This is a genomic window from Paracoccus sp. MA (genome assembly GCF_020990385.1).
Lineage (GTDB): Bacteria > Pseudomonadota > Alphaproteobacteria > Rhodobacterales > Rhodobacteraceae > Paracoccus.
The window spans coordinates 1174398-1187537 of record NZ_CP087597.1 but is presented as its reverse complement, the minus strand read 5'-3'; the positions used below and the strand labels follow the sequence as shown (position 1 = coordinate 1187537).

Here is a 13140-nt window from a genome sequence, read left to right as displayed (position 1 = left end):
TGCCCATTGCTGCGCTTCCTTCTGTCCTTCATCGGTGCGATCTTTTCCTGGTTCGTGACCGCCGTCTTCTTCATCGCCCTGACCGTCGGGGCGGTGTTCTGGATGTATTCGCGCGACCTGCCGAGCCATGAGCAGCTGGCGCAATATGCGCCCAAGACCATCAGCCGGGTCTATTCCGGCGAGGGGCGGCTGATCGACGAATTCGCCGAGGAGCGCCGCATCTTCGTGCCGATCGACGACATCCCGCCGCTGGTCAAGGAGGCCTTCATCAGCGCCGAGGACAAGAATTTCTACCATCACCACGGTTTCGATCCGCGCGGCATGATGGGCGCGCTGGTGCAGGCGGTCCGCACCCGGGGCGAGAACGTGCGCGGCGCCTCGACCATCACCCAGCAGGTGATGAAGAACTTCCTGCTCTCCAGCGACCGCAGCGTCGAGCGCAAGATCAAGGAACTGATCCTGGCCACCCGGCTGGAATCGACCCTGTCCAAGGACCAGATCCTCGAACTTTACCTGAACGAGATCTTTCTGGGGCAGAACAGTTTCGGCGTCGCCGCCGCCGCGCAGACCTATTTCAACAAGCCCCTGACCGAGCTTGCCCCGCATGAGGCCGCGACGCTGGCCGCGATGCCGCAGGCGCCGGGCCGCTATCACCCCGTCCGCGCCAAGGAGCGGGTGACCGAGCGGCGCAACTACGTCCTGCGCGAGATGTGGCAGAACGGCTATATCGACCAGGCGACCTACGAGGCGGAATCGCAATTGCCGCTGCGCTCGGTGCAGAACGGCGATTTCCCCGCCTTCCAGCAGCAGCTGCCGGCGCGCGACTATTTCACCGACGAGATCCGCCGCCAGCTTTCGGCGCAGTTCGGCGAGGAGGAATTCTTCGGCGGCGGCCTGGCGATCCGCGCCACCGTCGACCCCAGGCTGCAGAAGGTCGCCGCGCGCGCCCTGCAGCAGGCGCTGGAGAAATACGACCGCGGCCGCGGCGTCTGGCGCGGCACCCGCGTCTCGATCCCGGCCGAGCGGCTCGGCAGCGAGCAGGACTGGCGCGCCGCGCTGGCCGAGACCCGCGTGCCGCGCGACATCGAGGGCTGGTTCCCGGCCGTGGTGCTGTCCCTGGAAGGCAGCGACGCCACCATCGGCATCGAGGATCAGGAGGGCACCGCGACCATTCCCGCCAAGGACGTGCAATGGGCCAGGAAGCGCCGCGCCGACGGCACGCTGGCGCCCAAGGCCAAGGTGGCCTCGGACCTGCTGGAGGTCGGCGAGGTGGTGCTGGTGCGCCGCATGACCAGCGACAGCGACGGCAGCTTCATCCGCTGGACCCTGCGGCAGGTGCCCGAGGTGCAGGGCGGCTTCATGGCCATGGACGTGAATACCGGCCGGGTCATCGCCATGCAGGGCGGATTTTCCTATCAAAGCTCGGTCTTCAACCGCGCGACCCAGGCGCAGCGCCAGCCCGGCTCCAGCTTCAAGCCCTTCGTCTATGCGGCGGCGCTGGATTCCGGCTTCAACCCGGCCACCATCGTGGTGGACGAGCCGATCACCGTGAACACGCCGCAGGGGCTGTGGACCCCCAAGAACGCCAGCGGCAAGTTCTACGGCCCCACGCCGATGCGCACCGGGATCGAGCAGTCGCGCAACCTGATGACCATCCGCATCGCCCGCGATATCGGCATGGATACCGTCGCGTCCTATGCCGAGAAATTCGGGGTCTACGACAATCTCGGCCATTTCCTCGCCAATTCCCTGGGTGCGCAGGAGACGACGCTGTTCAAGATGGTCGCCGCCTATGCCATGTTCGCCAATGGCGGCGAGCGGGTGGAACCCACGCTGGTCGACCGCGTGCAGGACCGCCGCGGCCGCACCATCTATCGCCACGATCGCCGCGACTGCGTGACCTGCGGCCAGCCGACCCTGCCCGCCGGCGCCGCGCCCGAGATCCGTTCCAACCGCGAGCGGGTGATGGATGCGATCACCGCCTATCAGCTGACCTCGATGCTCGAGGGCGTGGTCAAGCGCGGCTCGGGGCGCGGGGTGAACCTGCCGGTGCCTGTGGCCGGCAAGACCGGCACCACCAACGACGCCAAGGATGTCTGGTTCATCGGCTTCACCTCGAACCTCGTCGCCGGCTGCTATCTGGGCTATGACCAGCCGCGCACGCTGGGGTCCAACGCCTATGGCGGCACGCTTTGCGTGCCGGTCTTCAACGAGTTCATGCAGGAGGCGGTGAAGGAATTCGGCGGCACCGAGTTCAAGGTTCCGCCGGGCGGGCATTTCGTCAACATCGACCGCTTCACCGGCGCGATCCTCGGCCCCGACGCCAAGGGCGACAATGTCATCGCCGAATATTTCCGCGACGGCCAGTCGCTGACCGGCATCGCGCTGGTCGACGGCGGCTTCGGCCGGGCCGATCCGGGCACGCTGCCGCTGTTCACCCAGGGCCGCGACGGCGGGCAGGCGGTGACCACCTCGACCGGCAAGAAGAGAGTGATCCCGAAGAAGGCCGATTTCGGCACCCTGTCCTCGGGCGGGCTGTATTGAGGGCCGGCGCTTGCCGCCGCCCGCCGCCCGCGTTATCTGTCTTGCCCTGATCCGAAATCCGAACCCAGAGAGTGCCCATGCGCGCCGAAACCCAAGCCACCATCGAGGCGATCCGCAAATCGCTGAAACTGCTCGGCCAGCGCATGGACTGGGAGACCGCGCCGCACCGGCTGGAAGAGCTGAACGCCATGATCGAGGCGGGCGACATCTGGTCCGACCCGGCCCGCGCCCAGAAGCTGATGCGCGACCGGCAGATGCTGTCGGATGCGGTCGAGACCTATCGCCGGATCGAGACCGAGCTGAAGGACAATGCCGAACTGATCGAGCTGGGCGAGGCCGAGGACGATGCCGAGATCGTCGCCGAGGCCGAGACCTCGCTGAAATCGCTGGCCGAACTGGCCGCGCAGAAGGAGCTGGAGGCGCTGCTGAACGGCGAGGCCGACGGCAACGACACCTTCCTGGAGATCAATGCCGGCGCCGGCGGCACGGAAAGCGCCGACTGGGCCAGCATGCTGGCGCGCATGTATGTCCGCTGGGCCGAGAAGAAGGGCTATGATGTCGAGCTGCTTTCCGAGACACCGGGCGAGGAGGCGGGCATCCGTTCCGCCGCCTACAAGATCTCCGGCCCCAACGCCTATGGCTGGCTGAAGTCGGAATCGGGCGTGCATCGGCTGGTGCGCATCTCGCCCTATGATTCGGCGGCGCGGCGGCACACCTCGTTTTCCTCGGTCTGGGTCTATCCGGTGGTGGACGACAATATCGAGATCACCATCCCCGACAACGAGATCCGGATCGACACCTACCGCTCCTCGGGCGCCGGCGGGCAGCATGTCAACACCACCGATTCGGCGGTGCGCATCACCCACCTGCCGACCGGGATCGTGGTGACGAGCTCCGAGAAGTCGCAGCACCAGAACCGCGCGAACGCCATGGCGGCGCTGAAGGCGCGGCTGTATCAGCTGGAGCTGGACAAGCGCAATGCCGCGATCAACGCCCAGCACGAGGCCAAGGGCGAGGCGGGCTGGGGCAACCAGATCCGCTCATACGTGCTGCATCCCTATCAGATGGTGAAGGACCTGCGGACCGGGCACGAGACCTCGGACACGCAAGGGGTGCTGGACGGCGACCTGGATGCCTTCATGGCCGCGACGCTGGCGCTGGATGTCGCGGGCAAGTCGCGGGCCGAGGCGCAGGCCGAGGACTGATCCGCCGCGCCTGTTGCGCGGCCGCACGAGTATTTGGGAAACGGTGAAGCCCAGGCTTGCGCATCGCGGGGCGGGCCGCGACTGTGGCGCCCATGCACCTTTTCGCCGGCGCGGGAACGCCGCGGTTGGATGCTGCGTCGCGGCATTGTATGCTGCGAGTGCGAAATGCGGGGTGGGCATGGACGTGAAGCGGATCAACCTGGCGCTTCAGGGCGGCGGCGCGCATGGCGCGTTCGCCTGGGGCGTGCTGGACCGGCTGCTGGACGAGCCCGCGATCGAGATCCGCGGCATCAGCGGCACCTCGGCCGGGGCGCTGAACGGCGCGGCTCTGGCGGCCGGCCTGTCCTGCGGGCCGGGCCGGCGCGGGCGCGAGGCGGCGCGGCAGAACCTGGCCTATATCTGGTCGCAGGTCGGGCAGGTCAGCGACAATTCCGTGGTGCGCTGGCTGCATTCCATGTTTCCTGCGCCGCGCGCCTGGCAGCGGCTGACCGAGCTTTTCTCGCCCGTGGCCTGGCTTGGTTCGCTGACGCGGGTGTTCAGCCCCTATGATTCGGGGCCGTTCTACACCAACCCGCTGGCCGCCATCCTGCGCGAGATGCCGCATCCCCGGCTGGGCCGCGAGGAGGGGCCGGCCTTTTTCGTCACCGCGACCAATGTGCGCACCGGGCTGGTGCGGGTCTTCGGCGGCGCCGAGGTGACGGTGGACACCATCCTGGCCTCGGCCTGCCTGCCCGAGCTGTTCCGCGCCGTCGAGATCGACGATCCACTGACCGGCCGGCGCGAGGCCTATTGGGACGGCGGCTATTCCGGCAATCCGGCGCTGTTCCCGCTGTATCGCGGCGACCTGCCGCGCGATATCGTCATCGTGAACATCAACCCGATGCTGCGCGACGCGATCCCCAAGACCCCGGCCGCGATCCAGGACCGGGTGAACGAGATCAGCTTCAACGCCGCACTTCTGGCCGAGCTGCGGGCGATCAATTTCGTCAAGCGGCTGCATGCCGAGGACCGGCTGACCGGCCGGCCGATGAAGAACGTGCTGCTGCATGCGATCATGGACGAGGAGTTGATGAACTCGCTGAGCGCCAGCACCAAGCTGATCCCGAATCCCGGCCTGTTGCAGCGCATGCACGATGCCGGGGTCGAGGCGGCCGACCGGTTCCTGGAACGCGATGCCGGCAATATCGGCGAGCGCGATTCCTACGACCTGGCGCAGCTGTTCGGCCGCCGCTAGCGGGTCATGGCCGCGGCGATGCGCGCGGCCAGCCGGGCGTTGTTCAGCACCAGCGCGATATTGGCGTCGAGCGAGCGGCCCCGGGTCAGGTCGAAGATGCGCTGCAGCAGGAAGGGCGTGACCGCCTTGGCGGCGATGCGCTGCGCCTCGGCCTCGGACAGCGCCTGCTCGACGATGGGGATCATCTCGGCGCGCGGGATCTCGGCCTCTGGCGGGATCGGGTTCACCACCAGCTGGCCGCCTCCGAGGCCCAGTTCGCGGCGCAGCCGGGCGCTGGCGGCGATCTGGACCGGGTCGTCCATGCGCAAGGGCGCCGGCAGGCCCGATTCGCGCGACCAGAAGGCCGGCAGCTGGTCCTGGCCAAAGGCGATCACCGGCACGCCCAGCGTTTCCAGCACCTCGAGCGTCTTGGGCAGGTCCAGAATCGCCTTGGCCCCGGCCGCGACCACGGTGACCGGGCTTTGCGCCAGTTCCTGCAGGTCGGCCGAGATGTCGAAGCTGGTTTCGGCGCCGCGATGCACGCCGCCGATGCCGCCGGTGGCGAAGACCTCGATCCCGGCCAGATGGGCGCAGATCATCGTCGCCGCCACCGTCGTGGCCCCGGTCCGCCCCAGCGCCAGGCAGGCGGCGAGATCGGCGCGCGACAGCTTCATCACCTGCGCGGCCGGGGTCGAGGCCAGCGCCTCGAGCGTCTCGGCATCGAGGCCGACGCGAATGCGCCCGGCCATCACCGCGATGGTGGCGGGCACGGCGCCTGCCTCGCGCACCGCGGCCTCGACCTGTTGCGCGACCTGCAGGTTCTGCGGATAGGGCATGCCATGGGTGATGATGGTCGATTCCAGCACCACGACCGGCCGGCCCTCGGCCAGGGCCTGCGAGATTTCGGGGGAAAGCGCGATCAGGGGGTTCATGGCTGGTCCTTTCCACAGACATGGTCGGATGCGGCGTTCATGGCGCGGGTCAGGGCCTCGGCGCGGGTGGCGCCGCGGCTTTCGGCCGCAAGATGCGCGGCGAGGAAGCTGTCGCCCGCACCGGTGACGCGGATGGCCGCCACCGGGCGCGGCGTCGCGGTCAGCGTGGGCGCGCCTTGCGCCGCATCGGCGGCGGTGCCGGCGCCGTCGGTCACCAGCACCCGGCGGGCGCCGAGCGCCAGCACGGCCTCGGCGGCGCGGGCGGCGTCGGGCAGGCTGCGGCCGGCCAGGGCCTCGGCCTCGGCGCGGTTCAGGTGGAAGATGGCGCGGGGATCGTCGATCAGCACCCGCAGCCGGGCCGCCTTGTCGGGGCTGGCGGGCACGATGCGCAGGTCGGCATCGGCAAGGCAGGGATCGCGGGCGATTTCGGTCAGCACCGGCGCGGAGGGGTTGCCGTCCACCACCAGCGTGCCTCGCCAGGGCCGGGCGGCATCGCCCAGCCGGCCGTCGCGCAGCGGCGCGAGGAGGGCCGTGCCGGCGGTTTCCAGCGCCCGGGCATCGGCGATGGCCGCGACCAGCCCCTCCGGGCTTTCGATGGCCAGATAGCTGTCGGTGACAAGGCCGGTGTCGCGCCAGAGCCAGCGGGTGTCGACGCCGCGCCGGCCGGCCTCGGCCACCAGCGCCTCGCCCGCCGGGTCGCGGCCGACGGCGGAAAGCATGGCGGGTTCCAGCCCCTGCCGGGCCAGAGCCAGCGCCACGTTCAGCGCCACGCCGCCGGGCTGGCGGGTGATGCGTCCCGGCAGGTCGGCGCCGGGCAGAACCCGCACCGCGCTGCGCCCGATCACGTCCCAAAGCATGGCGCCGAGGCAGAGAATGCGGGGAGGGGCGGTCATCGGGGAGGGCCTTCGGGCGGGTTGCGCCGGCGCAGGCTAGCTTCTGGCGATGCCGGGGAAAAGGGGGGTGAGAGGCTGGACAGCGACCCAGACGGGACTCGTTACGGCTGCTTCCTTCCGGACCTGACCGGTTTGGCGAGACGCCTGCCCGCGCCAACCTCTCGCCGCCTAGATAGGCGCGCGCGCGGCCGGATGCAAGCGGCTTGCCCGCTAGAGATGCAGGCGCAGGCGCAGGAAACCGTCCGGGCCCATGCCCGCCGGCTCGACCCGCGCGGAAAGCCCGTCCAGATGCCGCGCGGCGGCCGGCCCGGTCTCGAACAGGACCGAGGTGCCGGGCAGGGGGCGGAAGCTCCAGCCGGCGCGGGAATCGGGTGCCAGCACGCGGCGCTGCGCGACATAGCGCCGCAGCACCTCGCGGGTGCGCGAGGTGCCGTCCAGCAGCACCGGCCGTCCCGCCGCCACCGGGGCGAACAGCCCGCAATCGGACAGCCGGTAGCTGTTCGTCACCAGGATGAAGGGCTGGTCCGGCGCCACCGGGCGGCTGCGATGCGAAAGCGCGCCGATGCGGCGCGAATCGGCATGGGCCAGGCGGCCGTCCGGGGCGTAGCGCGGCGGGCGGCTGAGGTCGATCTGCCAGTCCAGCCCGTCGATGATATCGAAATTGTAGCTGGGGAATTCCGGGTCGATCAGCGGCTGGTCGGGCTTGCCCGGCTCGATGCGCAGGAACAGGCTGGCCGAGCGTTCCAGCCATTCGTGCAGTTCGGCCCCGGTCAGGCGGATGGCGCAGATCCGGTTCGGGAACAGGTAGAGATCGGCGATGTTGCGCAGCGTCAGCCGCCCGGCCGGCACGTCGGTATAATGCTGCGGCCCGCCGCGCCCGCCGGCGCGGAACGGGGCGGCGGCCGAAAGGATCGGCAGGTCCTGCCAGCGCGTGCCGCGCAGCGCGCGCCGCACATGCCAGCGCTGCGCCATGGTCACCAGCCGCAGGCCCGGATCCTCGCCGATGAGGGCGAAATAGCTGCTCAGCGGCCGCTCGGTCCTGCCGATGCGGCGGCGGAAATGCCGCAGGGTCCGGCGATGCGCCGCCAGCGCCGGGCCGGTGACGGCGGGGTGGTCCTCCTCGGCGCCGACCGGCTCGGCGCGGCAGGTGAAATCGGCGATGCGCCAGCCCTGGCCCGCGGGTTCCAGCCGCAGGTCGATCAGACCCAGATGCGAGCCCCAGAAGCCGGGCATCACCGCCGGCTTGCCGGCCAGCGTGCCGCGCCGGGCGTCGATCCCCGGCCCCTGCGGATGGTCCGGCGAGGGAAAGACCCGATGCGTATGCCCGGCGATCACCAGGTCGATACCGGGAAGGGCGGCCAGCGCGGTGGCGGCGTTCTCCATCATCGGCGCGGGGGCAAGCGCGCCGATGCCGCTATGCGACAGTGCCACCACCAGATGCGCGCCCTGCCGACGCAGCGCCGCGATGCCGGCCCGCGCCGCCAGCAGGATGTCCTGCACCTCGATCTCGGCCTTCAGCCCCGGCTCCCATTCCACGGTCTGCGGCGGCAGAAAGCCCAGCACGCCGATGCGCAGCCGCTGGGGGCGGCCCCGGCGGTCGCGGAACTGCCGCTCCAGCAGGACATGGTTCTGCACCGGCAGCGGGCGGCGCGGGCGCAGGTTGCTGGCGACGAAGGGGAATTCCGCCTCGTCCAGCGTGCGGCGCAGAAAGCCGAGGCCGAAGCTGAAATCATGGTTGCCGACCGTGGCGGCGTCATAGCGCAGCGCATTCATCGCCGCGATGGCGGGATGCGGCTGGCGCGGTCCCAGGGCGCCCGCCTCGGCCAGGTAATCGCCCATCGGGCTGCCCTGCAACCCGTCGCCATTGTCGAACAGCAGGCAGTTGGGCGCCGATTGCCGCGCCTTGGCGATCAGCGCCGCCGCCCGCGACAGGCCCAGCCGCCCCGAGGGTCGATCCGCGAAATAGTCGTAGCCCAGCACATGCATGTGCAGGTCCGTGGTCGCCAGGATGCGAAGGTCGAGGGCATCGCCGGGCTGCGGATCGGGCGGAGGGATTTCGGACGTCATGCTGTCTGCATGCGGTCATTATCGACATAATGCAACCATGGATTGCATTTCTGCCCTGGTTCCGCTTAGCGGATGTGGCAGCCTTGCATGCTGCGGTGCAACATGGGATTAACCGGGGCCAAGGTTCAGCGCCCCCTCTTGTTCGATCGGATAAGCGATGAAGTTCTCGACCCGACAGGATACCGACCTTGCCGCGGAAGGGCTGTTCCGCGCGGTCAGCAATTTCCACGCCATCGAGCGGCTTTTGCTGCGGCGCGGCGCCACGGTGCGCCGGCTGGACGACCTGGCCGAGCCGGGCGTCGGCATGCGCTGGCTGATCGGCTTCGACTGGCGCGGCCGGCATCGCGAGCTGACCGCCGAGGTCACCCGGCTGGACGCGCCCGAGGTGGTGGCCATCGACGCGCGGTCCGAGCAGTTCGAGGTCACGCTGCGCATGACCGTGGTGGCGCTGACCAAGGCGAAATCGCGGCTGATCTTCGAGACGGACATCCATCCGCGCGGCATGAAGGCGCGGCTGCTGCTGCAGACGGCCAAGCTGGGCAAGGCGCAGCTGGACCGCAAGTTCGCCAAGCGCGTGGGCGAATTCGTCACCCACCTGGCCGCGGGCGAGCACGCCTGAACCCGGCTGCCCGCCGCCGCCGCGGGCCGGCGCTATTGCGGCGCGGCTGCCTGCAGCTGCGCCGCGCGCAGCGGATCGGCCGGATAGACGCCCAGGATGTTCAGGCTGGAGGTGAAATAGTCCAGCTCCTCCAGCGCGCGGGCGACATGCGGGTCCTCGGGGTGGCCTTCGATATCGGCGTAGAACTGCGTCGCGGTGAAGACGCCGTCCACCATGTAGCTTTCCAGCTTGGTCATGTTGACGCCGTTGGTGGCGAAGCCGCCGAGCGCCTTGTAAAGCGCCGCCGGGATGTTGCGCACCCGGAAGACGAAGCTGGTCATCATGGTGGTGCCGCCCTGGGCATTGGTGCGGCGGCTGAAATCGGGCTGCCGCGCCATGACCAGGAAGCGGGTGGTGTTGTTTTGGCGGTCCTCGATCCCCGAGGCGAGCTCTTCGAGGCCGTAGATCTCGCCGGCCAGGGGCGCGGCCAGCGCCGCCAGCGCCTTTTCGCCGCGCCGCGCCACTTCCAGCGCCGAGCCGGCGGTGTCGGCCCCGACGAGGCCGCGGATGGCGTGGCGGCGCAGGAAGCCGCGGCACTGGCCCAGAAGCACCGGGTGGCTCATCGCATCGGTGACCTCGGACAGGCGGGTGCCGGGCACCGCCAGCAGGCTGATGCGGACCCGCACGAAGCCCTCGTCGATGATGTGCAGGCCGGTTTCGGGCAGCAGGTGATGGATGTCGGCCACCCGGCCATAGGTCGAGTTCTCGACCGGCAGCATGGCCAGCTCGGCCCGGCCGCCGCGCACCGCCTCGATCGTGTCCTCGAAGGTGCGGCAGGGCAGGGCCTCCATCTGCGGACGATAGAGGCGGCAGGCCTGATGGCTGTATGCGCCGGGTTCGCCCTGGAATGCGATCACGTTCTGGTTCGGGACATCATCGGTCATGGCTCACACCTCGGCTTGGGGCGGCGCGCGCCCCGTATCGGGGCGGTTCTACCCCGGTTTTGTGTTCTGCGAGCGACAACTATACCTTGAACCGACGGAACAAAAGCGGATAGATACGGCCAAATCCACGGACAGACCCAAGGGATCCGCAGACATGTTCGACACCATGACCGTCACCAAGGCAGCCGGGGCTCTGATCGGCTCGCTTCTGTTCCTTCTGCTGATGGGCTGGGCGGCCTCGGGCATCTATCACGTCGGTCCCGCCGGTCATGGTGACGAGGAACATGCGCAGGCCTATTCCATCCCGGTCGAGGATGCGGGCGCCGATGCCGGCGAGGCCGAGGAGGAGGGCATCGATTTCGCCGCCGTCATGGCCTCGGCCGATGCAGCCGCCGGCGAGAAGGTCTTCGGCAAGTGCAAGGCCTGCCACAAGATGGACGGCACCGACGGCACCGGCCCGCATCTGAACGGCGTCGTCGGCCGCCCGGTCGCCGGGATCGACGGCTTCAACTATTCGGACGGCATGAAGGCGCATGGCGGCGACTGGACGCATGACGCGCTGCAGGAATTCCTGACCAACCCGAAAGCCGTGGTCAAGGGCACCAAGATGGCCTTTGCCGGCCTGCCCAAGGTCGAGGACCGCGCCAACCTGATCGCTTATCTGGAAGCCCATCCCTAAGGCCCCTGCGTGCCGCAAAACCATGGCGGGCGTCCCCTTGGGGCGCCCTTTTTCTTGCCGGCACGGCGGCTTGCACGGGGCTGGCCGGGCGGATCACGCATTTGCATGTTGAACCGGGGCGGATGGCTGCTAGCCTTGCGCCCGAGGCGGCCGATGCCCGAGCCGGACAGAACAAGGATCAGCAAGACCCGATGACGATGCCCTTCCTGCGACATGCCCCGATGGTTGCGCTTATGGCTCTGATGCCCGGCTGGTCCCTGGCGCAGGAGCAGCCGCAACCCGGAACCATCCGCTCGCATGGAATCGCGATCTTCGGCACGCCGGAACTGCCTGCGGACTTCCCGCATCTGCGCTATGTGAACCCCGAGGCGCCGAAGGGCGGCGAGATCTCGGAATGGGCCAGCGGCGGCTTCGACAGCTACAATCCCTATACCCATCGCGGCCGCGCGGCGGCGCTGTCCAACGCCATGCTGGAGCCGCTGATGGAAAGCGTGGCCGACGAGATCGGCACCGCCTATTGCCTGCTTTGCGAGACCATCGAATACCCCGAAAGCCGCGACTGGGTGATCTTCCACCTGCGCCCCGAGGCGAAATTCTCGGACGGAACGCCGGTGACCGCGCATGACGTGCTGTTTTCCTTCGAGCTCTTGCGCGACAAGGGCCTGTCCTCCTATCGCACGATCATCTCGAAGATCGTCGCCAAGGCCGAGGTGATCGACGATCACAGCATCAAGTTCATCTTCCGGCCGGATTATCCGCGCCGCGACGTGATCCAGTCGGTGGGCGGCCAGATCGTCTTCTCGCGCGAGGATTTCCGCAAGAACAAGCGCGACATCGAACAGTCGAGCAATATCCCCTTCGTCGGCTCGGGGCCCTATATGTTCGACCGCGCCGACATGGGCCGCTCGATCACCCTGCGCCGCAATCCCGATTACTGGGGCAAGGACCTGCCGATCAATGTCGGGCGGCACAATTTCGACCGCATCCGCGTCGAGTATTTCGGCGATTACGACAGCGCCTTCGAGGCCTTCAAGGCCGGGGTCTACACGTTCCGCAACGAGGCGAGCTCGATCCACTGGGCGACGCGCTACGATTTCCCCGCCGTGCAGTCCGGCGCGGTGAAGAAGGAGGCGCTGCCCGACGGCACCATCGCCTCGGGCCAGGGCTGGGTCTTCAACCTGCGCCGGCCGAAGTTCCAGGACATCCGCGTGCGCGAGGCCATCGGGCTCATGTTCAATTTCGAATGGTCGAACGAGACGCTGTTCTATGGGCTCTACGAGCGGGTGAACTCGCCCTGGGAAAACAGCCCGCTCATGGCCGAGGGCAAGCCCAGCGAAGCCGAGCTGGCGCTGCTGCAGCCGCTGGCCAAGGATCTGCCGCCGGGCGTGCTGACCGATGACGCCGTGCTGCAGCCGGTTTCGGGCAAGACGCAGCTTGACCGCAGGAACATGCGCGAGGCCGCCCGGCTGCTGGACGAGGCGGGCTGGAAGCCGGGCGCGGACGGGCTGCGCCGCAATGCCAAGGGCGAGCTGCTGCGGGTCGAGTTCCTGAACGACAGCGCCACCTTCGACCGAGTGATCAACCCCTTCGTGCAGAACCTGCGCGCCGTGGGCATCGACGCGGTGAACCTGCGGGTGGACGATGCGCAACTGACGGCGCGCACCCGCAGCCATGATTTCGACATCGTGACGGATCAGCTGGCCCAGAGCTATTTCCTGTCCGGAGACACCGAGCAGACCTTCGGTTCGGAAAATGTCGGCGACGTGTTCAACCCGATGGGCCTGGCCAATCCGGCCATCGACCGGCTGATCCAGCTGGGCATCGAGGCGACCACGCAGGAAGAGATGACCACCGTTGCCCATGCGCTGGACCGCAGCCTGCGCGCCCTGCGCTTCTGGGTGCCGCAATGGTTCAAGGCCGAGCATACCGTCGCCTATTACGACATCTTCGGCCATCCCGAGACCTTGCCGCCCTATGCGCTGGGCGAGCTTGATTTCTGGTGGCATGACGCGGATAAGGCGGCAAAGCTGAAACAATCCGGCGCGCTGCGCTAGGGCCTTCGGGA

Annotated in this window: 10 protein-coding genes and 1 other RNA gene; 6 read left to right on the top strand and 5 right to left on the bottom strand. The window is 68.7% G+C overall.

Features of this window, described 5'->3' with window-relative positions; translation table 11 throughout:
- Positions 1-6 precede the first annotated feature (6 nt).
- The 3 genes from LOS78_RS05950 (at position 7) to LOS78_RS05940 (ending at position 4983) form a co-directional block, all read left to right on the top strand.
- The gene (locus tag LOS78_RS05950; RefSeq protein WP_230376119.1) at positions 7-2544 is read left to right on the top strand and encodes a penicillin-binding protein 1A; all 2538 of its coding nucleotides are present in this window, start codon (positions 7-9) and stop codon (positions 2542-2544) included.
- A gap of 77 nt (positions 2545-2621) precedes the next feature.
- On the top strand, positions 2622-3749 hold the full coding sequence (gene prfB, locus LOS78_RS05945; protein ID WP_028711408.1) for a peptide chain release factor 2: 1128 nt from the start codon (positions 2622-2624) through the stop codon (positions 3747-3749).
- Positions 3750-3927: 178 nt separating this feature from the next.
- On the top strand, positions 3928-4983 hold the full coding sequence (locus LOS78_RS05940) for a patatin-like phospholipase family protein (RefSeq protein ID WP_028711407.1): 1056 nt from the start codon (positions 3928-3930) through the stop codon (positions 4981-4983).
- Here the strand turns inward: LOS78_RS05940 and LOS78_RS05935 are convergent.
- The 4 genes from LOS78_RS05935 to LOS78_RS05920 form a co-directional block, all read right to left on the bottom strand.
- A complete protein-coding gene (locus tag LOS78_RS05935) occupies positions 4980-5894 on the bottom strand; it encodes a pseudouridine-5'-phosphate glycosidase (RefSeq protein ID WP_230376117.1) in 915 nt (304 codons plus the stop codon). The genes LOS78_RS05940 and LOS78_RS05935 overlap by 4 nt on opposite strands.
- Positions 5891-6787, bottom strand: a complete 897-nt coding sequence (locus tag LOS78_RS05930) for a PfkB family carbohydrate kinase (RefSeq protein ID WP_230376115.1) — start codon at positions 6785-6787, stop codon at positions 5891-5893. Before LOS78_RS05930 ends, LOS78_RS05935 begins: the two co-directional genes overlap by 4 nt.
- Before the next feature lie 66 nt (positions 6788-6853).
- Positions 6854-6950: signal recognition particle sRNA small type (ffs, locus tag LOS78_RS05925), an RNA gene on the bottom strand.
- 47 nt (positions 6951-6997) lie between these two features.
- Positions 6998-8854, bottom strand: coding sequence for a bifunctional 2',3'-cyclic-nucleotide 2'-phosphodiesterase/3'-nucleotidase (locus LOS78_RS05920; RefSeq protein WP_230376111.1), 1857 nt, complete (start codon positions 8852-8854; stop codon positions 6998-7000).
- 157 nt (positions 8855-9011) lie between these two features.
- On the opposite strand from LOS78_RS05920, the gene LOS78_RS05915 reads away from it, so the two are divergent.
- Complete coding sequence (locus LOS78_RS05915) at positions 9012-9473, top strand: hypothetical protein (protein WP_230376108.1); 462 nt, start codon at positions 9012-9014, stop codon at positions 9471-9473.
- 32 nt (positions 9474-9505) lie between these two features.
- Here LOS78_RS05915 and LOS78_RS05910 read toward each other — a convergent pair whose 3' ends face one another.
- Entirely contained in the window at positions 9506-10396 is an 891-nt protein-coding gene (locus LOS78_RS05910; protein WP_230376107.1) for a prephenate dehydratase, read from the bottom strand.
- Positions 10397-10550: 154 nt separating this feature from the next.
- Here LOS78_RS05910 and LOS78_RS05905 point away from each other — a divergent pair, with 154 nt between their 5' ends.
- Positions 10551-11075, top strand: coding sequence for a cytochrome c family protein (locus LOS78_RS05905; RefSeq protein ID WP_230376106.1), 525 nt, complete (start codon positions 10551-10553; stop codon positions 11073-11075).
- 191 nt (positions 11076-11266) lie between these two features.
- Positions 11267-13129, top strand: coding sequence for an extracellular solute-binding protein (locus tag LOS78_RS05900; RefSeq protein ID WP_371824696.1), 1863 nt, complete (start codon positions 11267-11269; stop codon positions 13127-13129).
- Positions 13130-13140: the final 11 nt, after the last annotated feature.